General features: G+C 72.4%; 27 protein-coding genes and 1 pseudogene. 19 read left to right on the plus strand and 9 right to left on the minus strand.

The window, feature by feature from the left end; all coding sequences use genetic code 11:
- Positions 1 to 30: 30 nt before the first annotated feature.
- The 3 genes from H0E84_RS08180 to H0E84_RS08190 form a co-directional block, all read right to left on the minus strand.
- On the minus strand, positions 31 to 1,245 hold the full coding sequence (locus tag H0E84_RS08180; RefSeq protein WP_180678155.1) for an IS4 family transposase: 1,215 nt from the start codon (positions 1,243 to 1,245) through the stop codon (positions 31 to 33).
- Between the two features lie 161 nt (positions 1,246 to 1,406).
- Positions 1,407 to 3,755 (minus strand): bifunctional 23S rRNA (guanine(2069)-N(7))-methyltransferase RlmK/23S rRNA (guanine(2445)-N(2))-methyltransferase RlmL, encoded by a 2,349-nt coding sequence (rlmKL, locus tag H0E84_RS08185; RefSeq protein ID WP_180678156.1) that lies wholly within the window; start codon positions 3,753 to 3,755, stop codon positions 1,407 to 1,409.
- 22 nt (positions 3,756 to 3,777) lie between these two features.
- On the minus strand, positions 3,778 to 4,308 hold the full coding sequence (locus H0E84_RS08190) for an alpha/beta family hydrolase (protein ID WP_180678157.1): 531 nt from the start codon (positions 4,306 to 4,308) through the stop codon (positions 3,778 to 3,780).
- A gap of 82 nt (positions 4,309 to 4,390) precedes the next feature.
- Between H0E84_RS08190 and H0E84_RS08195 the strand changes: the two genes are divergently transcribed.
- From H0E84_RS08195 to H0E84_RS08220, 6 genes and pseudogenes are all read left to right on the plus strand, one after another.
- On the plus strand, positions 4,391 to 4,969 hold the full coding sequence (locus tag H0E84_RS08195) for an N-acetylmuramoyl-L-alanine amidase (protein WP_180678158.1): 579 nt from the start codon (positions 4,391 to 4,393) through the stop codon (positions 4,967 to 4,969).
- Between the two features lie 206 nt (positions 4,970 to 5,175).
- Positions 5,176 to 6,084 carry an acyl-CoA thioesterase gene (locus H0E84_RS08200; RefSeq protein WP_425600475.1) on the plus strand — a complete coding sequence of 303 codons (909 nt, stop codon included), beginning with the start codon at positions 5,176 to 5,178 and terminating at the stop codon, positions 6,082 to 6,084.
- Positions 6,081 to 6,303: pseudogene (locus tag H0E84_RS20820) on the plus strand (putative signal transducing protein); the annotation flags it as partial. The gene H0E84_RS08200 and the pseudogene H0E84_RS20820, both read left to right, overlap by 4 nt.
- A 354-nt stretch (positions 6,304 to 6,657) precedes the next feature.
- On the plus strand, positions 6,658 to 7,821 hold the full coding sequence (locus H0E84_RS08210) for an RNA polymerase sigma factor (protein WP_180678161.1): 1,164 nt from the start codon (positions 6,658 to 6,660) through the stop codon (positions 7,819 to 7,821).
- Positions 7,822 to 7,960: 139 nt separating this feature from the next.
- Entirely contained in the window at positions 7,961 to 8,518 is a 558-nt protein-coding gene (locus H0E84_RS08215) for a hypothetical protein (RefSeq protein ID WP_180678162.1), read from the plus strand.
- Positions 8,515 to 9,300 (plus strand): hypothetical protein, encoded by a 786-nt coding sequence (locus tag H0E84_RS08220; RefSeq protein WP_180678163.1) that lies wholly within the window; start codon positions 8,515 to 8,517, stop codon positions 9,298 to 9,300. The genes H0E84_RS08215 and H0E84_RS08220 overlap by 4 nt, the downstream gene beginning before the upstream one ends.
- Before the next feature lie 90 nt (positions 9,301 to 9,390).
- Here H0E84_RS08220 and H0E84_RS08225 read toward each other — a convergent pair whose 3' ends face one another.
- Complete coding sequence (locus H0E84_RS08225; protein ID WP_180678164.1) at positions 9,391 to 10,068, minus strand: hypothetical protein; 678 nt, start codon at positions 10,066 to 10,068, stop codon at positions 9,391 to 9,393.
- 139 nt (positions 10,069 to 10,207) lie between these two features.
- On the opposite strand from H0E84_RS08225, the gene H0E84_RS08230 reads away from it, so the two are divergent.
- The 3 genes from H0E84_RS08230 (at position 10,208) to H0E84_RS08240 (ending at position 12,860) form a co-directional block, all read left to right on the plus strand.
- Complete coding sequence (locus H0E84_RS08230; RefSeq protein WP_180678165.1) at positions 10,208 to 10,786, plus strand: phosphatase PAP2 family protein; 579 nt, start codon at positions 10,208 to 10,210, stop codon at positions 10,784 to 10,786.
- The gene (locus tag H0E84_RS08235) at positions 10,783 to 11,505 is read left to right on the plus strand and encodes an arginyltransferase (protein ID WP_180678166.1); all 723 of its coding nucleotides are present in this window, start codon (positions 10,783 to 10,785) and stop codon (positions 11,503 to 11,505) included. Before H0E84_RS08230 ends, H0E84_RS08235 begins: the two co-directional genes overlap by 4 nt.
- Positions 11,506 to 11,609: 104 nt before the next feature.
- Complete coding sequence (locus tag H0E84_RS08240) at positions 11,610 to 12,860, plus strand: endonuclease/exonuclease/phosphatase family protein (protein ID WP_257644131.1); 1,251 nt, start codon at positions 11,610 to 11,612, stop codon at positions 12,858 to 12,860.
- Positions 12,861 to 12,909: 49 nt separating this feature from the next.
- Here H0E84_RS08240 and H0E84_RS08245 read toward each other — a convergent pair whose 3' ends face one another.
- Together H0E84_RS08245 and purT are read right to left on the minus strand one after the other, a co-directional pair.
- Positions 12,910 to 13,233, minus strand: coding sequence for a hypothetical protein (locus tag H0E84_RS08245; protein WP_180678167.1), 324 nt, complete (start codon positions 13,231 to 13,233; stop codon positions 12,910 to 12,912).
- 100 nt (positions 13,234 to 13,333) lie between these two features.
- Positions 13,334 to 14,533 (minus strand): formate-dependent phosphoribosylglycinamide formyltransferase, encoded by a 1,200-nt coding sequence (purT, locus tag H0E84_RS08250; RefSeq protein ID WP_180678168.1) that lies wholly within the window; start codon positions 14,531 to 14,533, stop codon positions 13,334 to 13,336.
- Positions 14,534 to 14,691: 158 nt separating this feature from the next.
- Here purT and H0E84_RS08255 point away from each other — a divergent pair, with 158 nt between their 5' ends.
- The 10 genes from H0E84_RS08255 to H0E84_RS08295 all read left to right on the plus strand — a co-directional run bounded on the left by H0E84_RS08255 (position 14,692) and on the right by H0E84_RS08295 (position 21,070).
- Positions 14,692 to 15,555: an SPFH domain-containing protein gene (locus tag H0E84_RS08255; RefSeq protein WP_180678169.1), complete on the plus strand. Its 864-nt coding sequence runs from the start codon at positions 14,692 to 14,694 to the stop codon at positions 15,553 to 15,555.
- 7 nt (positions 15,556 to 15,562) lie between these two features.
- Positions 15,563 to 15,841, plus strand: coding sequence for a hypothetical protein (locus H0E84_RS08260; protein ID WP_180678170.1), 279 nt, complete (start codon positions 15,563 to 15,565; stop codon positions 15,839 to 15,841).
- Entirely contained in the window at positions 15,838 to 16,026 is a 189-nt protein-coding gene (locus tag H0E84_RS08265) for a type II toxin-antitoxin system antitoxin (RefSeq protein ID WP_180678171.1), read from the plus strand. Before H0E84_RS08260 ends, H0E84_RS08265 begins: the two co-directional genes overlap by 4 nt.
- Positions 16,027 to 16,132: 106 nt before the next feature.
- The gene (locus H0E84_RS08270; RefSeq protein ID WP_180678172.1) at positions 16,133 to 16,519 is read left to right on the plus strand and encodes a DUF3887 domain-containing protein; all 387 of its coding nucleotides are present in this window, start codon (positions 16,133 to 16,135) and stop codon (positions 16,517 to 16,519) included.
- An 81-nt stretch (positions 16,520 to 16,600) separates the two neighbouring features.
- Positions 16,601 to 16,762 (plus strand): hypothetical protein, encoded by a 162-nt coding sequence (locus tag H0E84_RS08275; protein WP_180678173.1) that lies wholly within the window; start codon positions 16,601 to 16,603, stop codon positions 16,760 to 16,762.
- A 3-nt stretch (positions 16,763 to 16,765) separates the two neighbouring features.
- Positions 16,766 to 18,061 (plus strand): alpha/beta hydrolase, encoded by a 1,296-nt coding sequence (locus tag H0E84_RS08280; RefSeq protein ID WP_180678174.1) that lies wholly within the window; start codon positions 16,766 to 16,768, stop codon positions 18,059 to 18,061.
- Positions 18,062 to 18,087: 26 nt separating this feature from the next.
- Positions 18,088 to 18,219 (plus strand): hypothetical protein, encoded by a 132-nt coding sequence (locus H0E84_RS20445; RefSeq protein ID WP_257644132.1) that lies wholly within the window; start codon positions 18,088 to 18,090, stop codon positions 18,217 to 18,219.
- The gene (locus H0E84_RS08285; protein ID WP_180678175.1) at positions 18,216 to 18,800 is read left to right on the plus strand and encodes a hypothetical protein; all 585 of its coding nucleotides are present in this window, start codon (positions 18,216 to 18,218) and stop codon (positions 18,798 to 18,800) included. Before H0E84_RS20445 ends, H0E84_RS08285 begins: the two co-directional genes overlap by 4 nt.
- 9 nt (positions 18,801 to 18,809) lie before the next feature.
- Positions 18,810 to 19,622 (plus strand): M15 family metallopeptidase, encoded by an 813-nt coding sequence (locus H0E84_RS08290; RefSeq protein ID WP_180678176.1) that lies wholly within the window; start codon positions 18,810 to 18,812, stop codon positions 19,620 to 19,622.
- Positions 19,623 to 19,633: 11 nt separating this feature from the next.
- A complete protein-coding gene (locus H0E84_RS08295; protein ID WP_180678177.1) occupies positions 19,634 to 21,070 on the plus strand; it encodes an FAD-binding oxidoreductase in 1,437 nt (478 codons plus the stop codon).
- A 44-nt stretch (positions 21,071 to 21,114) separates the two neighbouring features.
- On the opposite strand, the gene H0E84_RS08300 is transcribed toward H0E84_RS08295, so the two are convergent.
- The 3 genes from H0E84_RS08300 to H0E84_RS08310 all read right to left on the minus strand — a co-directional run bounded on the left by H0E84_RS08300 (position 21,115) and on the right by H0E84_RS08310 (position 23,442).
- Complete coding sequence (locus H0E84_RS08300) at positions 21,115 to 21,789, minus strand: DNA-3-methyladenine glycosylase family protein (RefSeq protein ID WP_180678178.1); 675 nt, start codon at positions 21,787 to 21,789, stop codon at positions 21,115 to 21,117.
- Entirely contained in the window at positions 21,789 to 22,160 is a 372-nt protein-coding gene (locus tag H0E84_RS08305) for a DUF423 domain-containing protein (RefSeq protein WP_180678179.1), read from the minus strand. The genes H0E84_RS08300 and H0E84_RS08305 overlap by 1 nt, the downstream gene beginning before the upstream one ends.
- A gap of 88 nt (positions 22,161 to 22,248) precedes the next feature.
- Positions 22,249 to 23,442 (minus strand): polyketide cyclase, encoded by a 1,194-nt coding sequence (locus tag H0E84_RS08310; protein WP_180678180.1) that lies wholly within the window; start codon positions 23,440 to 23,442, stop codon positions 22,249 to 22,251.
- Positions 23,443 to 23,512: the final 70 nt, after the last annotated feature.

Here is a 23,512-nt window from a genome sequence, read left to right on the forward strand (position 1 = left end):
TGAACCTGACCCTGAGGTTTCCCCGCGTTTTCATGCCCCCAGCACCATCTGGTCGATCACCGCAGGGGGTAGTGATCGTAAGCGATCCAGCCATTGGGAGACGGGCTCCATCGGCCAGCCTCGGACCAAGGCCTCCCGCCCTACGCGCAAGGTCGAGTACAGCTTGCGCTTGGTGCGGATCGGCAATAGCCATTGGGCGATGCCGGTCTTCTCGCATCCCACGCCTGCCAACCAGCTGGCGAAGGCCGCCAACGTGCCGACCAGTAGGAGGATCTGCAGACGGGCGTCACTGCGCGTCAGGCTATCTTCGAAGCCTTGTCCGTACCGGTGCGACTTCAGGTCGCGGAAGGAGCATTCGATCTGCATTCTGCGCGCGTACAGGCTCACCAACTGCCGGGCGCTGGCCTCGGCCAGACTGGGCGAGGCGATGATCAGCCAAGGCTCGCGCTCGCGCGCCGCAGCCTTGCGACTGGACGAGCTGCGTGCCACTTCCGTGCGACGCCGCCGATTGCAGTGCTTGCGGCCTTGCCGCGCCTTGGCGTACACGACCAGACGGCAGGACAGGGGATCGCCGCGATTGGTCTGCATCACCGGCAGCTCCCGCGGCGTTCGAGTGGCCAGCACATGCAGCTGTCGGCAGTCCACCCATTGCTCGATACGATTTTCGACCTCTACTGGCTTGACCTGCGTGCGGCCGCGCAAGCGGCCCACCCAGTCCCAACCTAGCGCCGAGACGGCGCGGAACCAGGGCGTGCGGAAGCCCGCATCGGTGATCAGGACCGGGCGAGCGCCTTCCGGCACCAGTGCACGCAGCCGTTGCAGGAATCGCTTCTCCGCAGCGGGCGAGCCTTGCTTCTTGCCAGGGAACACCATGTCCAGCAGCGTCAGTGTTCGCCCTCCCACCGGCACCGCTGCACGCAACAGGCACCACGACTTGTCGGCCTTCAAATCCGTCCAGTCGATCACGATCACCGGCCGAGGGCTGCGTAGTAGCCAGCGCGCCATATCCGCATGGATCCCTTCGCGTTCGGCGTGCAGGTGCGGGTTGCCCAGCAGCCTGTCGAACGCCTTGAGCGGCGGCCGGACACGCTCGGCACCGGGCCAGGAGCGGGCCACGTCCATCAGCGTCAACCTGCGTCCTTGAAGCACGGCTTCCACGGCGTTTAGCAGAGCATGCTCACGCAGCGCGTGCATCGGCTCCAGTGATTCCGGCAGGCACTTCTGCAATACTCGGCTGGCGCGCATGGTCGTCAGTCCTTCTTTGGCTTAGTCACCTTGAAGACTGCGCCATGCGCGCACTTGTTTCCAGTCAGAGCGCCGCTAAGCGGCTGACCTGACAGAGAAGAACGTGGGGAAACCTCAGAACCTGACCCCATTTTTGCGGACCCCATTTTTGCGCCCCATTCTCAAGCCAGCAGCCGCCAGGCGCGGTGGATGCGGGGGTTGCGGGCGAAATCGGGGGGAATGGTCTCGGCGCCGATGTCCTCGCAGCGCGCAAACGTCGCCACGGCATCGGCATCCAGGCGGAAGCGCCGGAAGTTGTTGCTGAAGTACAGCACGCCACCGGGCGTCAGCCGCGCAACCGCGGCGCGCAGTAGGCGCACGTGCTCGCGTTGCAGGTCGAAGTCCTTCGCCCGCGCCGAATTGGAGAACGTCGGCGGATCGCAGAAGACTACGTCGTAGTGGCCGCGCTCGGCCTCGAGCCACTGCAGCGCGTCCGCCTGCACCAGGCGATGAGCGCTGCCGCCGATCGCATTCTCGCGCAGGTTGTCGACCAGCCATTGCAGGTACGTCGCCGACAAGTCCACGCTGGTGGTATGCGCCGCGCCGCCGACCGCGGCGAGCACGGTGGCGGCCCCGGTGTAGCAGAACAGGTTGAGGAAGCGCGCGTCGCGCGCCTCGGCGGCCATGCGCGCCCGCAACGGCCGGTGATCGAGGAACAGGCCGGTGTCGAGATAGTCGAACAGGTTGACCCGCAGCCGCGCTTCGCCCTCGCGCACCACCAGGAACTCGCCGCGCGTGGCGAAGCGCCCGTACTTGCTGCCGCCCTTGCCGCGCGTACGGGTCTTGGTGGCGATGCGCTCCTGCGGCAGCTCGAACACCTCGCGCGCGGCGGCGAGCAGATCGCCGAGGCGGCGCCGGGTCGTGGCTTCCGGGATTTCCGCCGGGGCCGCGTACTCCTGCACGTGCAGCCAGCGGCGCTCCGGGGCGTCGGCCTCCGCGTAGACGTCGATCGCGGCGGCGTACTCCGGCAGGTCGGCGTCGTAGACGCGGAAGCATTCAACGCCCTCGCGCGCGCGCCAGGCCTTGAGTGCGCGCAGATTGCGGCGCAGACGGTTGGCCACCATCCGTGCGCCTTCCGACAGCGCCGGCGCGGGCGCCTCCGCCGTACCCGCGGCGCGGGCAGGAGCGACCGGATCGCAGACGATCAGCGCGCAATCCAGGGCGCCGTTGAAGACCTTGTAGCGCTTGCGCGCGCGCAGGCCGGTAGCGAATGCGAGTTCGTCGTCGCCGCACAGCAGACTGGCGCGCCAGTCCGCGACCGTGGCCTTCAGCATCGCGCCGAGCGCGCGGTACAGCGCCGGATCGGCCGCCAGGCGGGCATCGTACGGCGGATTGCAGACCACCAGCCCGGGCGGCGGCACCGTGCCCTCGCCGCCACCACCGGCGGACGCGTGGGCAGCAACGGCGGAGCCGGCCGTTGCCGCCGCGCGCAGTTTCCCGGCGGCACGTGCCCAGGGCCCGGCCGGCACCTCCGGCGTCGGCCCGGCTCCTGGTGCGGATACCGCACGCCGCCCCGGGGCCGCGCGCAACGCCGCGAGGTCCGCCACTTCCAGCAGCATCGCGTCGGCTACGCCGGCCGCGGCGGCATTGACGCGCGCCGCGTCGATCGCCCGCGGATCCCGGTCGCTGCCGAAGAAGACCGGGGCGAGCGCGTCGCGACCGCGTCGCTCGCGCTCGCGGGCCTCGGTCCACAGCGCGGCCCAGGCTGCGCCGTCGAAGCCGCGCCAGCGCGTCGGTGCCGGTACCGATTCATCGGCGGCATCCGACTCCGCTGCCCGCTCTCCGGGCAGGGCGCCGCGCAGGCGCTGCAGCCCGGGGGCGACGTCGGCCGCCATCAGCGCCCCCTCGATCAGCAAGGTGCCGCTGCCGCACATCGGGTCCCACAGCGCACCGCCTTCGGCATGGCGCTGCGGCCAGCCACCGCGCAGCAGCACCGCCGCGGCCAGGGTCTCCTTGAGCGGCGCCTCGCCCTGCGCGCGGCGCCAGCCGCGCCGGTGGAGCGGCCCGCCGCCCAGGTCGGCCGCCAACAGCGCCCTGCCCTTGCGCACCACCAGGTTGAGGCGCAGATCGGGCGCGGCGAGATCGACATCGGGACGGCTGCCATCGGCCGCCCGCATCGCATCGACCACCGCGTCCTTGATGCGCTGCGCGGCGTAGCGCGCGTGGGTGACGGCAGCGCCCGAAACATGCGCATCGACGGCCAGGGTCATGGACGGATCGAGATGCTCCGGCCACGGAATCTCGCGCGCGCCGGCGTACAGCGCGTGCTCGTCCGGGCAGTCGTAGTCGGCCAGCGGCCACAGCACGCGGCTGGCCAGCCGCGACCACAGCACCGCGCACAGCGCGTCGCGCATCCCGCCCTCGGCATTTACCCCGGCCACCGCTGCAGTGGCGCGCGCGCAGCCGAGCGCGACGAGTTCGTCGGCGAGCAGGTATTCCAGGCCCTTGGCGCAGGAGACGAAGAACTTCATGCGCGGCCCGGAGCCGGGCGGCTCAGAGGCTTTCCAGCAGCTGGGCGAACGCCTGCGCGGACGCCCCGGCATGGCGGGAGAGCCGGTGCGAGTCGTCGACCAGCAGCAACCGCGCTCGCCGCGGCTGCGCCCACGCCACCACTTCGGCGGCGGGAATCAGCTCGTCGTCCCAGCCGTGCACCAGCGAGATCGGCACCTGCGCCGCCTCCAGCGGCGGCGCACCGCGCATGCGCGTGGGCGGCGCCATCAGGAACAGGCCCGCCACCGGCAGCTGCAGCGAGACGTGCCCGGAGATCCACGCCCCGAGGCTGGAGCCCGCCAGCACCAGCGGCCCGCGCGCCGCGGCATCGCGGGCGCGTGCGAGCAGGCGCTGCACCCGCGCGGGCACGTCGCCGTGGTCGCTGATCTCGCGACGCGCATCCAGATCGGTGTAGTCGGGGCGCTCGTGGGTCCAGCCCAGGCGCTCGGCGGCCTCCGCCAGTGCGGTGACCTTGTTGGCGTCGGGGCCGCTCTCGAAGCCGTGCGAGAGGATGCAGTGCCCGCGCGCGCTCATGCCGGCACGCCGCGTATGCGGGCGGACGGGGGCGCGGATCCGGGCAGCGGCCTGCTCATCCGCGAATGCTAGCATCCGCCGCATGCCGCCCGGTCCCGCTTCCGCACTCGCGATCGCCCCGCAGCCGCTGCCCTACGTCGACCGGCTGCCGTTGCGCCCGCTGTCCGACATCGACCTGGCGGTCGTGCACTGCACCGAACTGCCGGACATGGCGATGGCGCGCGAATACGGCGAACGCATGCTCTATCCGGAGGCCGGAACCGGAGCGAGCGGGCACTGGTACGTCGACCGCGACGGCGCGATCGTCGAATACGTGCCGGCCGAGCGCATCGCCCACCACGTGCGCGGCTGGAACCCGCGCTCGGTGGGCATCGAACTGGTCAACCGCGGCCGCTTCCCGCAGTGGTACGACTCGCGGCACCAGGCGATGGACGAGCCCTATGCCGCGGCCCAGATCGACGCCCTGGTCGCGCTGCTGCTGCACCTGCGGACCGTGTTGCCGGCGTTGCGGCTGATCGCCGGACACGAGGACCTCGACACCGACCGGGTCGCTGCCAGCGACGACCCGGCGCTGGAAGTGCCGCGCAAGCGCGATCCCGGGCCGCTGTTCCCGTGGGCGCGGATCCTCGCCGCGGTACCGCTGACACGGCTCCGGCCCTGAACGCCCACGGGGCGTAGGCCGGCGACCTCGCCTCGCGGGGCGGCGGCTCCGGCCGGGATGGCGGCGATCCCGGGTGCTGCCCGCCGCGCCGGCTTTCGCGTGCATGGCACGCTCCTACGCAAGAGCCGGCGCCGCGCCGGGACGGCGGCCGGCAGCGGCTATAATCGGCTGTTCCCTCGCAGCGTCCCGCCCGCATGCAATCCCCCGTGTCCGAACTGATCGAACTGCTGTCGCTGGAGCGGCTGGAACACGACCTGTTCCGCGGCCAGAGCCGCGACATCGGCACCCGCTACGTGTTCGGCGGCCAGGTGCTGGGTCAGGCGCTGTCGGCGGCGCAGGCGACCATGAGCCATCCGCGTGCGGCGCATTCGCTGCACGCCTACTTCCTGCGCGCCGGCGACGTCGACCACCCGATCGTCTACGAGGTCGACCGCACCCGCGACGGCGGCACCTTCTCGGTGCGCCGAGTCACCGCGATCCAGCACGGCAAGGTGATCTTCTTCTGCGCGGCCTCGTTCCAGCAGGCCGAATCCGGCGCCGAGCACCAGCTGCCGATGCCGGAGGTGCCGGGGCCCGACGACACCCCCCCGGCGGCGCCCGTGCCGGCGGAGGTGCTGGCGACGCTGCCGACCAAGATCCGGCGCTGGCTCGACCGCACCGGCCCGTTCGAATTCCGCCACGTCGGCAGCGCCGGCAGCGACTGGCGCGACAAGCTGCACCCGCCGCGCCGCCCCCCGCTGCAGCAGGTGTGGTTCCGGCTGGCCGAGCGCGTCGGCGATGCGCCCGAGCTGCATCGTGCGCTGCTGGCCTACGCCTCGGACTTCCACCTGCTCGGCACCGCCACCTTCCCGCACGGGATCAGCTACTACCAGCCGGAGGTGCAGATGGCATCGCTCGACCACGGCCTGTGGTTCCATCGCCCGTTCCGCGCCGACGACTGGCTGCTGTACGCCATCGACAGTCCCAGCGCGCACGCCGCGCGCGGCCTGGCGCGCGGGCTGATCTACGACAGCGAAGGCCGGCTGGTGGCCAGCACCTGCCAGGAGGGCCTGATCCGCACCGGCGCCGCGCCCTCCGGCGCAGCGACGCCGGCACCGGTGGAGCGAACGCAATGAGGCAGATCTTCAGCAGTCCCCGGCTGGAAAACGTCGAGAAGGTCGCGCAGTTGCTGCGCGACGAGGGCATCGAGGTGCGCATCACCAACGGCCGCTCCTACAAGAGCGGCCGCCGGCGCACCTTCAGCTATCGCGAGGGCGCCAACAACGGCCCGCAGCCCGCGGTCTGGGTCACCCATTCCGAGGATCAGCCGCGCGCGCGCGAACTCATGCGTGCGACCGGCCTGAGCGGGCCGACCACGCGTCCCGTGGCCGACAGCTATCTCGCCACCGCCCATACGCCCGGCCGGATGGGCGGTGGCCGCGCCGCGCCGGCGCCCACCCAGCAGAAGATCGTGCGCTACCGGCGGATGCTGCTGGTCGGCATCGCGGTGCTGGTGGCGCTGGTGCTGGCGCGCTCCTTCTGAAGCCGGACCGCAGGACGCGGTCCCGTCTGCAGGCGTGCCCCCTGGGCTGGCGCGCGCATTCCCGCCGGAACAGGGGTAGGCTCGAGCGCGGGGCCCTCCGTCGCGGTCGCGGTCACATCCACCGCCCGGGAGCGTCCTGGCCGATAGACCCGCACCGGATGCCGCCATGTCCGCAGTCCCCGTCGATGCCCTGGAAGCGCCGGTCGAGCAGCTGATCAGCCGCGAACTGCCCGCCGCGGCCTCCGGCTGCCCCCACGCCTACGGCCGCATCGTCGCCGCCAGCCAGAACACCGTGACCGCGGTGGCGCTGGCGATCACCCGCGACGTGCCGGCCAGCGAGGACATCGCCCAGGAGGCGTTCCTCAAGGCCTGGCAGCAACTGGGCCGGCTCCACAGCCCGACCAGCTTCCTGCCCTGGCTACGGCAGATCACCCGCAACCTGGCCCACGACCACCTGCGGGCCACCCGGCGACGGCCGCTCGACGGCGAGGTCGCCGAGCTGGCGATCTCGCGTGCCGCCGACCCGGCCGGCACTCCGGTGCACCAGTTGATCGACGCCGAACGCCAGGCGGTCGCCGCGGAACTGATCTCCGAGCTGCCCGAGGACAGCCGCGAGGTGCTGCTGCTGTACTACCGCGAGGGCCAGAACTCGCGCCAGGTGGCCGCCCTGCTGGGCCTGTCCGATGCCGCCGTGCGCAAGCGCCTGTCGCGGGCACGGCGCTGCCTGCGCGTCGAGCTGGTCGAGCGCTTCCGCGAGTTCGCCAGCAGCAGCGCCCCGGGCACTGCGTTCGCGCTCGCCGTGGTCACCGCGCTGGGCAGCTTCAGCAAACCGGCCGCCGCCGCCGGGCTCGGCGCCGCCGGCTCCACCGTGGCCGGCGGCATCCTCGGCAAGCTGCTGCTGGGCGGCAGCGCCGCGGCCGCCGGCGGCGGACTGCTGAGCGGCCTGGTCACCGCATGGCTGTGCCGCAGGTACCTGGCCCGGTACGCCGACAACGAACAGGAACGCCGGGCGATCCTGCGCTGCTACAACATCTACCTGTGGACCTGCCTTGCGATGCTCGCCGGCGCGGGAATCCTGGCCCTGGCGTTCACCAGCCGCATGCCGGCGTACGCGGCGGTCGTGGCCGCCCTGGCGGTGCTCAGCTACCAGCTGCTCGGTCCGATGGCACGGCTGATGGATCCGCTGATTCGCCGCGACTCCGGACGCAACCCCGCCGGCGCCCGGAAGCGGGAGCTGGCCTACCGGCTGATCTTCGGGCCCAGCGGCGTGCTGATCAGCAACATCGGCGTGCTCGGCCTGTTGGCGATCATGCACCTGCAGACGGCCTGAGCCGGGTCGCGCGCGGGCAGCTGGCCTTTCCGCGCCCGCAACCGCGTATGCCTGGGAGACCCCGCTGCCAGGAGGCCCCATGCCCGTCCGCCCGCTTCGCAGGGGAGCGCTCCGCCCGCTCCTGCCGGTACTCCTACCGATGCTCCTGCTGGCGTGCCTGCTGGCCGCCGCCGCGCCCGCCCTGGCCCAGGGCAGCGCGCCCCAGGTCTTCCGCCTGCAGCCCGAGCAGATGCGCGGCGTCGATCGGGGCCGCGTCGAGGTGGTCCGCGGCGAGGCCGCCCCGGAGGGCCACCGCTTCTTCCTCGACGGGCTGAACGTGCTGACCCCGGTGTCGGTCACGCTGATGAGCGTCGACGACGACGCCCCGGTCGAACTGCTGCTCACCAAGTACGCCTGGGATCGGCCGCTGCGGCGCGGCCGCACCGGCGACGACGGCGAAGGGCTGGTCAACTTCCGGTTCCGGACCGAGGGCGAGTTCCAGGCGACGGTGCGCGCCGCCACCGCCGGCACGCCTTACCAGCTGGTGGTCTGGGTCGGCGAGGAAGTCGAGGCGCAGCTGCGCCCGGTAGTGGTGCCGGCGAGCGAGTACGCCCCGGCGTCCGGCCGGCGCTGGGGCCTGTGGCTCGGCGCACTGGCGCTGGCCGGCCTGGCGGCCGCGGTGCTGGCACTGCTGGTCCTGCGGAGGAAGCGCGCATGAACGCATCGCGATGGGTACGCCTGCCCCTGCTGCTGGCCGCTGCGTTCTGCTGCGCCGCGGCCGCTGCCAACGGCCCGACCTCGCCCGCAGGGCTGGGCGCCAGCGACGTCGAGGACTGGCGCGAATGGCGGCGCATGAACGACCGCAACGATCTGGAGCGCGACACCCGCGCCCAGCGCGAGACGGATGCGGCGCGGCGCCGCACCAGGGAAGCCGAATACCGCACGGCGGTGGACAAGGGCGTGCAGGCCGGCGTCCGCAACGCCCTGTGGGGGCTCAATACCTACAACTCCTATGTCGACTTCCGGCGCGCGTTCGATGCGCTGGACGATGGCGACGACGCTTACGACCCCGACCTCGGCGACGGCCCCACCGTCCCTTCGGCCTGCGCCGAATCGGACGAGTGCAGCGCCTGCTACGCGCGCGCCGTGGAGCGCATCGACTTCAACCGCTTCTGGCTGCACCGCGCCTGGTCGATCACCCACTCGCACCTGGTGATGGCGAAGAAGGCCACCGCCTTCGGCGACAGCGCCTCCGGTTTCCATGGCATGTCGGGCCTGGCCTGGCAGCTGGGCGGCAAGCCGGAGATCGAGAAGGCCACCGGCAGCCTGCGCAACACCTACCGCAACAAGTCGCGCGAATACCTCGACAACCTCGAGAGCGCGATGCGCCAGCTCGGCGAATGCGAGGCGGAACATTTCGGCGAGCGCGACTGGTACGGGCGCTTCGGCTTCCTCTACGTCAGCTTCATGCGCGGCCGCTACGAGAGCGCCGACCCCTGAGCGCGGGACGAAAAAATGCCCGCGTGCGACGAACACGCGGGCGGAGACTACCGACTTTCGGCCTGCCCCTTTTCTGCCACGCTCCCTGATTCAGCGCATCGGCTGCGGCCGCAACTCCTCGCGGGAGAGGACGCCGTCGCCGTTCTCGTCCATCCAGGCGAAGCCCGCGACCAGTCGCGGCATCTTCTCCCCGACCTCGACCCGGCTCAGCCGGCCGTCGCCGTTGAGGTCGGCGGCGGCGAAGCGCTCCTCGAAACGCTTGGCCATCTCCGCCTGGCGTTGCGGGCGCCGGGCCTGGTGCCAGGCGCGCAGCTCGGCGCGGACGATGTGGCCATCGCCGTTGGCGTCGATGGCATCGAAATGCTGCAGCAGCCCACGCTGTCCGCCGCGACCACGGCCGCTATCGGTCCCGGCACCCGCTTCGAGTTCGGCGCGGCTGATGCGGCCGTCGCCATCGGCATCCAGGCGTGCGATCCCGCCGTGGCCCATGCCGCCCGTGTGGCCGCGGCCGCCATGCATGCCCTTGCCCCGGCGGGCGGGACGCTCGTCGGCGTCCAGACGGCCATCGCCATTGCGATCGAGCTGGTCGAAACGCGCGGCAAGGCGCGGGTGCGCCGCCGCCTCGGCGCGGTCGATCGCGCCGTCGCCGTTGCCGTCGAGCTGCATCCGCCCGTGGCGGGATTCGGCGCCGCCGTTCTGCGCAGCGGCGGCGGCGCCGAGCGCGCCGAGCGCTACCAGCGTGGCGGTGAACAGGATCCTGGACTTCATTGCGGTCTCCGTAGCTGCGGCCATGCGCCGCCCGTGCACTGGACAACGCCGCGGCCGGCGCCGGCGTTGACACCCGGGCTGCCGCGTTCAGGGCGCGGACAGTCGCGGCGCCTGCGATCCGCGCGGGTATGCTGTCGGCGTGAAGCGCGCTCTCGCCCGTTCCGTGTCGATCCTCGGCCATCCGCTGCTGATGCTGCCGCTGGCGCTGCTGCTGCCGGCGGCGGTCGGGGGCATGCCGGGGACGGCACCCACCGCGGTCGCCTTCGCCGCCGCCGCCGCACTGGTCATGGGCTGGTCGTGGCGCAGGGTGCGGACCGGCCGCTGGGCCCATGTCGACGCCAGCGCCGCCGACGAGCGGCGTTCGCTGCACCGGTTCCTGCTGCCGGTGCTGGCGGCGGCCGCGATACTGGCCCTGCGCGCAACACCCGGCGTGTCCGCCTACCTTGCGCTGTCGGCGCTGATCGTCGCCGCGGCGGTGCTGTCCTCGCGCTGGTGCAAGCTGTCGCTGCACGCGGCCTTCGCGGTGTTCTGCGCGCTGATGCTGCTGCGCTGGTCGGCCTGGGCCGGTGCCGCGGCCCTGGCGTTCGCCACCGCCGTGTTGTGGTCGCGGCTGGCGCTGGCGCGGCACCGTCCGCGTGACCTGTTCGCGGGAATCGCCGCCGGCGCCGCGGCGGCGGCGCTGTCCTGGCCCCTCGTGCCGCAGTGGCCGGCGCCATGAGCGTCGGCGACTCCGACTCCCTGCGGCTGTTCCACACCGGGCTGCATCCGTGCGGCTACTGGCCCGACCGTGTCGCACGCGACCTGGTGCTCGACCCGCGCGATCCGCGCCTGCCGCAGTTCTACCCGCAGGCCCTGCAGTGGGGCTTCCGCCGCTCCGGCGACATCGTCTACCGGCCGCACTGCCAGGGCTGCCGCGCCTGCGTGGCCGTGCGCATCCCGGTGGCGCGCTTCCGTCCCGATCGCAGCCAGCGCCGCTGCCTGGCCCGCAACGCCGATGTCGAGGCGCGCGTGACGCCGGCCGAACGCAGCGACGAGCGCCTGGCGCTGTACCGGCGCTACCTGCGCGCGCGCCACCCCCAGGGCGGCATGGACGACCACGGCGCCGCCGAGTTCGACCAGTTCCTGCTCGGCAGCTGGACCAGCGGCCGCTTCCTGGAACTGCGCCTGCACGGGCGGCTGCTGGCGCTGGCCGCCACCGACCTCACCGAGCACGCGCTGTCGGCGGTCTATACCTTCTACGACCCGGACGAAGCGGCACGCAGCCCCGGTACCCTGGCGATCCTGCAGCAGATCCAGTGGGCGCAGCGCGAGGGCCGCCACCACCTCTATCTCGGCTACTGGATCGACGGCCACGGCAAGATGGACTACAAGCGCAGGTTCCGGCCGCTCGAGGCCTTCGACGGCCGGCGCTGGGCGCCGCTGGGGACCTCGCCGTAGACATGTGCCCCGATCTTCGTAGGCGCGATCCTCGCAGGCGCGATCCCCGCGGGCGCGGGCGCCCGCCCGGCCCGTGCCGTTCCCCCACCGACCGGCCCGCTGCCATGACCCGATCCACTCGCATGTTCGCCGCCCTGCTCGCCTGCACGGGTCTTCTGGCCAGCGCCGGCTGCCTGCGCGTCAACGTGCACGGCGATCCCCACGCTTACCGCGAAGCCATGTCCGACTCCGACCTGCGCCTGGCCACCTACAACGTCTCGCTCTACTCCGACCAGGCCGGCGGCCTGGTCCGGCGCCTGCAGGGGGGCGACGCCGATGCAGGCAAGGTGGCCGCGGTGCTGCAGCGCGTACGTCCGGACGTGGTGCTGCTCAACGAGTTCGACCACGACGCCGACGGCCGCGCCGCCGATCTGTTTCAGCGCCGGTACCTGGAGGTGCCGCAGCCCGGCGGCGGCGAGGCGCTGCACTACCGCTACCGGTACTTCGCCCCGGTCAATACCGGCGTGCCCAGCGGCCTCGACCTGGACGGCGACGGCAGCGTCGGCGGCGAAGGGCGCGCCCGCGGCAACGACGCCTGGGGCTACGGACTGCACCCGGGCCAGTACGGGATGCTGCTGCTTTCGAAGCATCCGATCGACCGCGCCGCGGCGCGCACCTTCCAGCACCTGCGCTGGAGCGCGATGCCCGGCGCGCGCCGCCCCGTCGACCCGGCATCCGGCGCGCCCTGGCATCCGGACGCGGTGTGGACGCGGCTGCGGCTGTCTTCGAAGTCGCACTGGGACGTGCCGGTACGCACCCCGGCGGGCATGCTGCACGTGCTCGCCTCGCACCCTACCCCGCCGGTGTTCGACGGCCCCGAGGACCGCAACGGCGCGCGCAATGCCGACGAGATCCGGCTGTGGAGGGAGTACGTCTCGACGGGCGAGCGGCCGTGGCTATGCGACGACGCCGGCCGCTGCGGCGGACTGGATGCCGGCGCGCGCTTCGTGATCCTCGGCGATCTCAACAACGATCCGGTCGACGGCGATGGCCGCCACGAGGCGATCCTGGAACTGCTGGAGCATCCGCGGGTACTGCGCCACGCCACGCCGTCCAGCGCGGGCGCCGCGGCGGCCGCGCTGCACGCCCCGGCGGTCGCCGGGCGGCGCCGCGGCAACCCCGCCCACGCCACCGGCGATTTCGGCCCGGTCGGGCCGCTGCGGCTCGACTACGTGCTGCCCTCGACGGGCTTCGCGATGCTGGCCAACGGAGTGTTCTGGCCGGCGCCCGGCGACCCCGCCGCGGCGATCGTCGACGGTACCGACCACCGCCTGGTGTGGGTGGACGTGCGCGTGCCGACGACCGGGGCCGACTAGCGGCAGCGCCGTGGCCGGCGGCGGGTACGCCGGCAGAGCGGCCGTCCCGCTACGACCCTTCGGAGGACGACGCCTCGACGGCGGCGGGCGCGGGCGCAGCGCTGCGCGGCCCGAAGCCGAAGCTGCCGTCGCTCTGGGTGGAGACGATCATCCGCACCATGGCGCCGGGCACCATCAGCTCGACGGTCACCTCGCCGCCCTGCTCGGTGCGGCCGCGCAGGGTCATCTCGATCATCGCCCCGCCGGTGTCGATCTCGTCGCAGGCGACGTGCGCGCCCATCTCGCTCTCGCGCAGGTAGGGCTTGATCGCCTCGCCCAGCACCTCGAGCGCCTGCGGATGGAAGAACACGGCGTAGCCGTGGTGTGCGTTCATGCGGGATCTCCTGGATGTTCTGCGGGGCGGCTGCCGCGCCGCCGCGCGATCGGCCGGATGTTGCGTGCGGACCGTCGCGCGAGCCGCGACCGCGGCGCGCCTAGACCAGCGCGATCGAGATCGCCGCTGCGGCCTCGCGGGCGATGCGGCGCGCCTCGTCGACGTCGCCGCCGCGCGCCAGTGTCACGCCCACCCGGCGCTGGCCCTCGACGCGGGGCTTGCCGAACAGGCGCAGCGCCGAATCCGGCACGCGCAGCGCCGCCTCGACGTTGCCGAACACCGGCACGCCCGTGCCCTCGGCCAGCAGCGCGCAGGACGCCGAGGGACCGAGCTGGCGGATCGCCGGCACCGGCAGCCCGAGGATGGCGCGCGCGTGCAGCGCGAACTGGCTGAGCTCCTGCGAGGCCAGGGTGACCAGGCCGGTATCGTGCGGGCGCGGCGAGACCTCCGAGAACCAGACCTCGTCGCCGTCGACGAACAGTTCGACGCCGAACAGGCCCCAGCCGCCGAGATCGTCGGTGATGCGCCGCGCGATGTCCTGCGCGCGCGCCAGCGCCGTGGCGGACATCGGCTGCGGCTGCCAGCTCTCGCGGTAGTCGCCGTCGCGCTGCAGGTGGCCGACCGGCGCGCAGAAGTCGGTGCCGCCGGCATGGCGCAGGGTGAGCAGGGTGATCTCGTACTCGAAGTCGACGAAGCCCTCGACGATCGCGCGCCCGGCGCCGGCGCGGCCGCCGGTCTGGGCGGTGTCCCAGGCGCGGTCGATGTCGGCCTCGTCGCGCACCAGCGACTGGCCCTTGCCCGAGGACGACATCACCGGCTTGACCACGCAGGGCAGGCCGATCTCCGCCACCGCGGCGCGGTACTCGTCGCGGGTGTCGACGAAGCGGTAGGGCGAGGTCGGCAGGCCCAGGGTCTCGGCGGCCAGGCGGCGGATGCCTTCGCGGTCCATGGTCAGCCATGCCGCCCGCGCCGTGGGGATCACCCGCGTGGCGCTGCCGGCGGCGGCCAGCTCCCGCTCCAACTCGACCAGGGTGGGGGTATGGATCGCCTCGATCTCCGGCACCACCAGGGCCGGCCGCTCCTCCGCCACCAGCGCGCGCAGCGCGGCGCCGTCGAGCATGTCGATCACGTGGCTGCGGTGCGCCACCTGCATCGCCGGGGCATCGGCGTAGCGGTCGGCGGCGATCACCTCCACGCCGAGGCGCTGCAGCTCGATCGCCACCTCCTTGCCCAGTTCGCCCGAACCCAGCAGCAGCACGCGGGTGGCGCGGGGGGACAGCGGGGTGCCGAGGGCGACCATGCGGGGCTCCATCGCGAATGGGCCGCCATTGTATTCGCGGTCCGCCGCCCTCCCGGCACCGCGAGCGAGCGGGACCGCCGGGGGCCGAGCCGCTTTACAGATAGATATCATTCTGATATCAATTCCTCGACGCCCATTGGGGGCAGGGGAGACATCCGATGAAAGAGAATCCGATCCGCTCGCTGCCGGGCATCCCGATGCTGCTGGCGATGCTGGCGCTGCTGCTGGTCTGCGGCTACGTCTTCGTGCGCGGCCTGGACGGCAACGATTCCGTGCTGATCGGCGGCGCCCTGCTGGTCGGCGCGGTGGCGGCGCTGTCCCTGATCGGTCTGTACATGGTCGAGCCCAACCAGTCCGCGGTGCTCAGCCTGTTCGGCAAGTACGTCGGCACCGTGCACGACAACGGCCTGCGCTGGAACAACCCGTTCTTCACCAAGCGCAAGGTGTCGCTGCGGGTGCGCAACTTCGAGAGCGGCAGGCTCAAGGTCAACGAGCTCGACGGCAGCCCGATCGAGATCGCCGCGGTGATCGTGTGGCGGGTGGTGGACTCGGCCGAGGCGGTATTCAACGTCGACGACTACGAGAGCTTCGTGCACATCCAGTCAGAGGCGGCGCTGCGGGCGATGGCGACCACCTACCCCTACGACCAGCACGAGGACGGCCAGATCTCGCTGCGCAGCCACCCCGCCGAGATCTCCGACCGGCTCAAGGAGCATCTCGACGAGCGCCTGACCTCGGCGGGCGTCGACGTGCTGGAGGCGCGCATCAGCCACCTCGCCTACGCGGCCGAGATCGCCCACGCCATGCTGCAGCGGCAGCAGGCCAACGCCGTGGTCGCGGCGCGTGCGCGGATCGTCGCCGGCGCCTGCGGCATGGTCGAGATGGCCCTGGCCGAGCTGCAGAAGAGCGGCGTGGTGGCGCTGGACGAGGAGCGCAAGGCGGCGATGGTCAGCAACCTGCTGGTGGTGCTGTGCGGCGATCGCGGCACCCAGCCGGTGGTCAATGCCGGATCGCTGTACTGAGGCGGACGTGACCGACGGCCTGGTCCTGCCGCTGATCGTCGCCGCCAGCAGCCTGCCGGCGTTGCTGGCCGCGCGCGCCTTCGCCGCCGACCGGCCGCGGCTGGCCAGGCTGATGCGGCTGGTCGCGGTGGCGATCCTCGCCGGAGCGGCCGGCTTGGCCTGGGCCGGCGACGACCGCGACCGGATCGTGGCGGTCGCGGTGGTGCTGGCGCTGGCGGTCAACGGTCTCGGATTGGCGGTGCTGCTCGATGCGCTGCGCGCCCGCGCCGGGGGCCGGCGGCGATGAGCCTCAAGAAGAGCTACCCGCTGCGCATCAACGCCGGGATCCTGGCGGCGGTGCAGCGCTGGTCCGACGACGAGTTGCGCAGCCTCAACGCCCAGATCGAATACGTGCTGCGCGAGGCGCTGCGCAGGGAGGGGCGCCTGCCGCGAACGCCGGAACCTGGAGACCAGGCCGACCAGGGCCCCTGAGCCGGTGCCGCCCTGTCCGCCGATGCGATCGAACCAGTCAACCCCGCCGGCAGGCGCCGGCCCCCGCGGCCATCGGCCGCCCCGTTCCGACCGAAAGGAGATCGACATGCACCACCGCTCGTTCCGATATGCACTCGCACTCCTGGCCGCGATGGCCGTTTCCGCCGCCTGGGCGCAGAGCCCGGGCGAACGCGCCACGCGGGTGCTCGACCAGCTGGAGGCCGGCGAGTACGAAGCGATCGCGGAAACCTTCGACCCGCAGATGCGCGCCGCGATCGACGCCGACCGCCTGCGCCAGGCATGGACCTCGCTGCCGCAGCAGGTGGGAGCGCTGCAGTCGCGCGGCGCGCCGGTCGAGGCCCGGCAGGGACCGTACGACGTGGTGGTCGTGCCGCTGCAGTACGAGCGTGCGGCCGTCGACGCCGTCATCAGCTTCGACGCGGAATCCCGCCTGGCCGGCCTGCTGCTGCAGCCCGCGGCGGCCGGTGAGTAGTTCCGTCGCGCCCGCCTTCCGGTCTTCCGGGGGGCGGCGGCGCTCCGTAATGTCCCGCCAACCCGGAGGAAGAAACCCGACATGACGCACTGGAACTACAAGGTAGCGGTGGTGGAGAGCACCGACCCCGCCGAGATGGAAAAGCAGTTCGAGCAGCACGATGCGCGCGGCTGGGAGCTGGTGAGCCTCACCCAGATGCCGGTACTGAGCATGGTGGCGGTTTTCCGGAAGGCGCGGGGCTGAGCCATGCGCGCGGCATTGCTGCTGGCGACGCTGGTCCTGCTCGGGGACATGCCCGCGGCCCGCGCGGACGAAGCGCGCGACCGCGCGCTCGCCCTGCAGGCGCTCGATCGGCTGGAAGCCGGACGGTTCGACGAGGTGTGGCGGACCCTGGCCCCGCAGGGCCAGGCCGCGGTCAGCGCCGACCAGCTCGAACGGGTGTGGAACGCGCTGCCGCTGCAGCTCGGCCCGCTGCGGTCGCGCGGGGAACCCGTCGCTGGGCAGGCCGGAGGGGTGCGCCGGTTCGCCATCCCGCTGCGTTTCGAGCACGGGACGCTGAATGCGTTCGTCGCGGTCGACGCGGAAGGGCGCATCGCCACCCTGCTGCTGCAGCCGGCCCCGGCGCCCGAAGCGGCCACCGCACCCGCCGGGCCCGGCGCCGGCTACGCCGAACGCGAGTTCGTTTTCCGCAGCGCCGGGCTGGAGCTGCCGGGCACGCTGGCGCTGCCGGACGGCGCGGGGCCGTTCCCAGCGGTGGTGCTGGTGCACGGCTCGGGACCCCAGGACCGCGACCAGCGCATCGGCCCCAACCGCCCGTTCCGCGACATCGCCCGCGGCCTCGCCGCCCGCGGCATCGCCGTGCTGCGCTACGACAAGCGCACTCATGCGCATCCGCAGCCGGGGGCGCTGGAAGGGTTCACCATCGACGACGAGACCACCGACGACGCCGTGGCCGCGGTGGCGGCGATGCGCAAGCTGCCCGAGATCGATCCCGCAGGGCTGTTCGTGCTGGGCCACAGCCAGGGAGGCATGCTGGCGCCGCGCATCGCCCGGCGCTCCGGCGACGTCGCCGGGGTGATCCTGCTGGCGGCGCCGTCGCGTCCCCTGCTCGACGTGCTGCAGGAACAGTTGCGGCGCAACGCCGCCACCGGCGCGTCCGGGCTGGACCAGCTGGAGCGGTCGATCGCGCGCCTGCGCGCCGGCGAGGACCTCCCGGCCGCGGCGTCGCCGCTCGGGCTCCCGGCCGGCTACTGGCGCAGCGTCGATGCAATCGACGCCGCGGCCGATATCCGGGCGCTGGAGATCCCGGTGCTGCTGCTGCACGGCGGCCGCGACATCCAGGTGACCGACACGGACTGGCAGGGCTGGCGCGCGGCATTCGGTGCCGACCCGCGCGCCACCCTGAAGCGCCACGCGGCGTTGAGCCATCTCGGCATCGCCGGCGAGGGCCCCGGCTCGCCGGCCGACTACATGCGGTCCGGCACGGTCGATGCCGCCCTCATCGCCGACATCGCCGACTGGATCGGCGAGCGTCTTCCGTAGACCGCCCCCGAAGAGGAGATCCCGTCATGCTGCACATCGTCGCCTCGATCGAACGACGCTTCTCCCGTCACGGCCGCGGCATCGTCGTGGCGCTGTTGTCGCTCTCCTCGCTGGCGCTCGTCGCCGGGCTGGTGCTGGCGACGAACGGAGCCCGATGATGGACGCCTCGCTGCAACTGGAACCGCCGTCGGCGCGCACGCGGCAATGGTGGAACACGCTGGCCCTGGCCCTGCCGCTGGTGGCGATCGCCGTAGCGGTGGGCCTGGCCTTGACCGGCAATCCGCCCGAGCGGCTGATCGCCGGCAGCGTCCCGCTCACCGCCACGCTGGTCGGCGGCGGGGCGGCGCTGGCGACCGTGGCGATCTGGTGGGGCATCGGACGGAAGCTGGGCCGCCACCATCTGCTCCTGGACGCGGGCGGCCTGGAGATCGTCACCACGTTCTATCGGCAGCGGCTCGCCCTGGCGGAGCTGAGGCTGGAGCAGGCGCGCATCGTCGACCTGGACGAGCGCGGCGAATTCAGGCCGATGCTCAAGACCAACGGCACCGCCCTGCCCGGCTTCCAGAGCGGCTGGTTCCGCCTGCGCAATCGCGAGAAGGCGTTCGTGGCGCGTGCCGGCGGGCGCCGGGTGCTGTTCGTCCCCACCACCCGCGGGCATGCCCTGCTGCTGCAGCCGCGACAGCCCCGGGCGCTGCTGCAGCGGCTGCGCGAGCTGGCTCCGGACGACGCACGGCGATAGGCTGCCGGCATGCGCAACCAGCCGGGCATCCTGGTCAACACTCCCGACGTCGAGCTGTGGCCGGCCTACCTGCTGCGCGCCCGCGGCAACCGCGACGCGCGCACCCTCGCACGCGCGCACCGGGTGCTGCGGCGCAAGCGCGACGGCCGTTATCTCGTCGCGGAACTGCCCGAAGGCCTGATGCCGCTGCTGCCGCGCTGGAGGCGAGAACCCGGCATCGACGCGGCGCTGGACGCGCTCGACGCGGTGCCCGCGCATGCCCGCTCCGGCCTCCAGGTCGGCACGCTGCCGCTGCACCGCCTGCACGAGCGCATGCGGACGCTCGGCGTCGACGCGGACGCCTATGCCCGGCGCACCGGGTTGCCGCTGGTCGCCGAACCCGACCGGCTCGCGCTGGCGGGATTCGACCGCTACCGGCGCCCGCTGTGGCTGCACGTCGACGCTGCGCGCGCCTGGGCCCGCCTGCGCGCCGCCGCGCACCGCGACGGCGTGGTGCTGGAAGCGATCTCCGGCTACCGCAGCCACGACTACCAGCTCGGCATCTTCGAACGAAAGCGCGCGCGCGGCCTCGCGCTCGACGAAATCCTCGCGGTCAACGCCGCGCCGGGCTACAGCGAGCATCATTCCGGCCTGGCGCTCGACATCGGTGCACCGGGCGAGCCGCCCGCGGAGGAGTCGTTCGACGCCACCGCCGCCTTCGCCTGGCTGACGGGCCACGCCGGCGAACACGGGTTCGCCATGAGCTACCCGCGCGGCAACCCGCACGGCATCGTCTACGAGCCGTGGCACTGGCGCTACCGGCCGGCGGCCGGGCGCGCCTGAGCGCGCAGACGATGGACCCGAAGCGCAGGCGCATCCTGGGGGCGATCGCCGCGTCGGCGGCGATCGCCCCGGCCGGCTGCCACCGGCAACCCGACCGCGGCCTCTTCGTCGATGACATCGGCAGCCTGGAACGGACTCCGGTGGCCGGGATCGTCCGGCCCGACAGCACGGCCGGGGTGCTGCACCACCTCGGCGGTTCCCCGGCGATCATCTCGATCGGCGGCGGCCGCTACAGCATGGGGGGGCAGACCGCCGCCGACGGCTCGCTGCACCTGGACATGCGAGGCATGCACCGGCTGCTGTGGTTGGACCCGGGCATCCCGGCGGCGCGGGTACAGGCCGGCATGCGCTGGCGCGACCTGCAGGACATCCTGGACCCGCACGATCTCGCGGTGAAGATCATGCAGAGCTACAGCAACTTCACCGTCGGCGGCTCGGTCTCGGTCAACTGCCATGGCCGCTATGTCGGCACCGGCCCCATCGTCAATTCGATCCGCGCGCTGCAGCTGGTCACGGCCGATGGTGCGGTACACGAGCTGAGCCGCGACAGCCGGCCGGAACTGTTCGCCGCCGTTGTCGGCGGATACGGCGGACTCGGGGTGATCACCGAAGTCGAACTCGACCTCGCCGCGAACTGCACCATGGCGCGCAGCGCCGAACGCGTCGCGCTGGCCGACTATCCCGCGTATTTCCAGGAGCGGATCCTGCGCGACCCGGACATGGTCCTGCACAACGCCGACCTCGTACCGCCCGACTTCGACCGGCCGCTCGCCATCAGCTGGGCGCACAGCGATGCGGCCTTGACCGAGCAGCGACGCCTGGTGCCACGCAACCTGGACTACGGCCGCGAACGAGGTCTGATCTGGGCGGCGTCCGAACTGCCGAACGGCGAGCGCCTGCGCGAGCGTCACATGACAGAACGCCTGCTGCGCGAGCATCCCGTGCAGCGGCGCAACTACGAGGCCAGCCTCGACGTCGCGTCGTTGGAACCGCGGACCCGCGCGTTCTCCACCTACCTGCTGCAGGAATACTTCGTTCCCGTCGCCGGCTTCGCTTCCTTCGCCCGGGACATGACCACGATTCTCCGCAGCCACCGGGTCAATGCCCTGAACGTCTCGATCCGGCACTCGCCGGCCGACACCATCACCCTGCTGCGCTGGGCCGCCACCGAGGTCTTCTGTTTCGTGCTTTATTACAAGCAGCGCAACAGCCCCGAAGCCGACCGCGCCGCCGGCGCCTGGAGCCGGGAGCTGATCGCCGCCGCGCTCGCCCACGGCGGCCGCCACTACCTGCCGTACCGGCTGCACGCCAGCCGCGCGCAATTCCTCCGGGGGTATCCGCGGGCCGCGGAGTTCGCCCGCATCCGCGACCGGGTCGACCCCGGCCGGCGCTTCCGCAACCGGCTGTGGGACCGGTACCTGACCGGCCCCGGGAACGGTCCGGGTTGAAGCCGCCTACCCTCCCGGGGCGCCGACCGACGGTGCGCGGCGCGTCAGTCCTGCGAACGTTTGGTCGGCGCCTTCGCGTCCACCGCCAGATCGGCGATCTTCCACAAGTACAGACTGGCGTAGGTGCGATACGGCCCCCAGCGCTCGCCGCGGGCCAGCAGCTGCTTCGGCGTCGGCATCGTTGCCAGGCGATCGACGATCTGCGCGCCCTTGCGCACGCCCAGGTCGTCCACCGGCAGCACGTCGGGGCGGCCGAGGCGGAACATCAGCATCATCTCCACCGTCCAGCGGCCGATCCCGCGCACCGGCACGAGCGCGGCGACGATTTCGTCCTGGTGCAGGGTCGCCATCTGCCGCAGCGTCGGGATCTCGCCGCGCCGCTCCCGCGCCGCCAGGTCGCGCAACGCCAGGGTCTTGTTCCCCGATACGCCGCAGGCCCGCAGCGCGGCGTCGTCGACCCCGGCCAGGGTCTCGGCATGCAGGCGCCGGCTGCCGATCGCCGCCTCCACCCTGCCGACGATGGTCGCCGCGGCCTTGCCGCTGAGCTGCTGGTAGAGGATCGCGCGCGCCAGCGCGTCGACCGGATCGAAGCGCCGGCGCCAGCGCGGCTCGGGCGGCAGGTAGCCGACCCGCTCCACCCAGCGGCCGAGGCGGCGATCGCGCGCCGACAGGTGGGCATGCGCGGCCGCGGTATCGAATCCGCGGCGATGACGCGGCATCAGTCCCGGCTCCGCATGCGCAGGAAATCCGCCGCCAGCAGCATCCAGCCGGCGATCGTCAGCAACCCGCCGAGCGGGGCGGCGGGGGTCGCCCAGCCGAACAGCACGGCACCGGCCAGGTTGCCGCAGAACAGCAGCATGCCGGCCAGCAGCAGCGCCAACGCGGCGCGGCCGGCGCGCCCGCGCGGCTGCGGCGCCAGCACGGCAAGCGCGACGCCGTGGCCGAACGCGTACACCGCGGCGGTCTGCATTCGCGCCTGGTCGGTGCCCTCCAGGCCGTGCGCCGCCCAGGCCGCCAGGCCGACGGCCGCGGCAGCCGCGAAGGCCCCGGCAGCGGCCAGCGGCGGCCACGCCGCCGACGTGCGGTTCATGGCGCCCGGACGCAAAACGCGACACGCCGCACCCTGAGGATGCGGTGTGTCGTGGTCTGGAGCGGATGCGACGGCAAGCGCCGACCCGCTACTGCTTGAGGTTCCAGAACACCTCGTACTCGCCCTCCGGGGTGAACGCCCCGTCGATCCCGTTGATGTAGATCTCATACGGGCGGCCGACCGCCTCGAAGCCCTGGGTCATCGCCCAGGCGCGCAGCGCGTTGCGCACGTTCTCCAGCTCGGCCATGTAGCCGGTGTAGCGGCCCTTGGCCACCCTGCTCGGCGCGCTGCGGACGTACTCGACCGGGCCGAGCAGTTCCAGGTCCTGCAGCTCCTCGCCCTCGGCGGCCACCACCGGCACCGGGGTGTTGTCGAGGACGCGCTCGCCCGCGGCATCGCCGTTCTCGCCCTCGTCCTCCTGAGCGTCCTCGGCATCCTCGGCGTCGTCGCTGCCGTTGCCGTTGCCGTTGCGCTGGCGCCGGACCGGCTGCACCACGTCGAAGGTATAGGTCTCGCGTCCCAGCTCGGTGGAGACGATCCGCATCGGGCCGGCCGCTTCGAGGTCGTTGGCGGCCATGGTGCGGTTGATCCACTCCATGTTGCTTTCCATCGACTTCTGGATGACCTGGTTGTTGCGTTCGATCGCGCCGGCCTTGACCACCAGCAGGTCCTCGGCGGGCCGCTCCTCGGTGGTCATCCCGCGCAGGGTGGTCCCGTCGACGGCGTAGTCAACGTTCGGCACGGAGGCGAGCATGTTGCTCAGCCGGCGCAGGCCCAGCTGCATGTTGTCGCCGACGTTGCGGCTCACGTACAGACCGGCGTAGCGGCCGATCAGGTCCCAGCCGTACTTCACGTGATAGGTCTGGGTGATCTCGATGTTGCGGCCGCCGCGGCCGGTGGGCCGCAGGGTGAATACGGACTTCTTGTCGGTGCCGCGGTGGCTGTCCTGAATCGCGAATTCGACGCGCTCGCGCGGCTCGGACGCGACGATCTCCCAGCTGCCGGTGCCCACGTTGCGGTTGTCGGAGCTGTAGTCGATGCGGGCGCCGACGCCTTCCTCGGGGCCGGCGCGGTTGAGCTCGATGCGCGGGTCCTGCAGCACCATGGGATGCCAGTCGTCGAAACGCCGAAAGCTGTTGATCGTGTCGAAGACGATCGTCTGGCGGCGGTTGGTCTCCACCTGCTCCATCAGGTTGCGCTCGGACGGCAGCAGCACGCCGACCACCAGGAACAGCACGGCCACAATCACCAGCGAAATCAGGATCTCAAGCAAACGGGTCATTCAGGGTTCTCCAGGACCGGACCCGACCTTGCCGGGCGCAGGTCGGCAATCGTAGCAACTTGTGTCGTCA

It is taken from the genome of Luteimonas salinisoli (assembly GCF_013425525.1).
GTDB lineage: Bacteria > Pseudomonadota > Gammaproteobacteria > Xanthomonadales > Xanthomonadaceae > Luteimonas > Luteimonas salinisoli.

Coding starts and splice junctions, on each gene's coding strand:
- H0E84_RS08180 (WP_180678155.1), bottom strand. CDS start 1,245: ATGCGCGCCAGCCGAGTATTGCAGAAGTGCCTGCCGGAATCACTGGAG.
- rlmKL (WP_180678156.1), bottom strand. CDS start 3,755: ATGAAGTTCTTCGTCTCCTGCGCCAAGGGCCTGGAATACCTGCTCGCC.
- H0E84_RS08190 (WP_180678157.1), bottom strand. CDS start 4,308: ATGAGCGCGCGCGGGCACTGCATCCTCTCGCACGGCTTCGAGAGCGGC.
- H0E84_RS08195 (WP_180678158.1), top strand. CDS start 4,391: ATGCCGCCCGGTCCCGCTTCCGCACTCGCGATCGCCCCGCAGCCGCTG.
- H0E84_RS08210 (WP_180678161.1), top strand. CDS start 6,658: ATGTCCGCAGTCCCCGTCGATGCCCTGGAAGCGCCGGTCGAGCAGCTG.
- H0E84_RS08215 (WP_180678162.1), top strand. CDS start 7,961: ATGCTCCTGCTGGCGTGCCTGCTGGCCGCCGCCGCGCCCGCCCTGGCC.
- H0E84_RS08220 (WP_180678163.1), top strand. CDS start 8,515: ATGAACGCATCGCGATGGGTACGCCTGCCCCTGCTGCTGGCCGCTGCG.
- H0E84_RS08225 (WP_180678164.1), bottom strand. CDS start 10,068: ATGAAGTCCAGGATCCTGTTCACCGCCACGCTGGTAGCGCTCGGCGCG.
- H0E84_RS08235 (WP_180678166.1), top strand. CDS start 10,783: ATGAGCGTCGGCGACTCCGACTCCCTGCGGCTGTTCCACACCGGGCTG.
- H0E84_RS08240 (WP_257644131.1), top strand. CDS start 11,610: ATGACCCGATCCACTCGCATGTTCGCCGCCCTGCTCGCCTGCACGGGT.
- H0E84_RS08245 (WP_180678167.1), bottom strand. CDS start 13,233: ATGAACGCACACCACGGCTACGCCGTGTTCTTCCATCCGCAGGCGCTC.
- purT (WP_180678168.1), bottom strand. CDS start 14,533: ATGGTCGCCCTCGGCACCCCGCTGTCCCCCCGCGCCACCCGCGTGCTG.
- H0E84_RS08255 (WP_180678169.1), top strand. CDS start 14,692: ATGAAAGAGAATCCGATCCGCTCGCTGCCGGGCATCCCGATGCTGCTG.
- H0E84_RS08265 (WP_180678171.1), top strand. CDS start 15,838: ATGAGCCTCAAGAAGAGCTACCCGCTGCGCATCAACGCCGGGATCCTG.
- H0E84_RS08270 (WP_180678172.1), top strand. CDS start 16,133: ATGCACCACCGCTCGTTCCGATATGCACTCGCACTCCTGGCCGCGATG.
- H0E84_RS08275 (WP_180678173.1), top strand. CDS start 16,601: ATGACGCACTGGAACTACAAGGTAGCGGTGGTGGAGAGCACCGACCCC.
- H0E84_RS08280 (WP_180678174.1), top strand. CDS start 16,766: ATGCGCGCGGCATTGCTGCTGGCGACGCTGGTCCTGCTCGGGGACATG.
- H0E84_RS20445 (WP_257644132.1), top strand. CDS start 18,088: ATGCTGCACATCGTCGCCTCGATCGAACGACGCTTCTCCCGTCACGGC.
- H0E84_RS08285 (WP_180678175.1), top strand. CDS start 18,216: ATGATGGACGCCTCGCTGCAACTGGAACCGCCGTCGGCGCGCACGCGG.
- H0E84_RS08290 (WP_180678176.1), top strand. CDS start 18,810: ATGCGCAACCAGCCGGGCATCCTGGTCAACACTCCCGACGTCGAGCTG.
- H0E84_RS08295 (WP_180678177.1), top strand. CDS start 19,634: ATGGACCCGAAGCGCAGGCGCATCCTGGGGGCGATCGCCGCGTCGGCG.
- H0E84_RS08300 (WP_180678178.1), bottom strand. CDS start 21,789: ATGCCGCGTCATCGCCGCGGATTCGATACCGCGGCCGCGCATGCCCAC.
- H0E84_RS08305 (WP_180678179.1), bottom strand. CDS start 22,160: ATGAACCGCACGTCGGCGGCGTGGCCGCCGCTGGCCGCTGCCGGGGCC.
- H0E84_RS08310 (WP_180678180.1), bottom strand. CDS start 23,442: ATGACCCGTTTGCTTGAGATCCTGATTTCGCTGGTGATTGTGGCCGTG.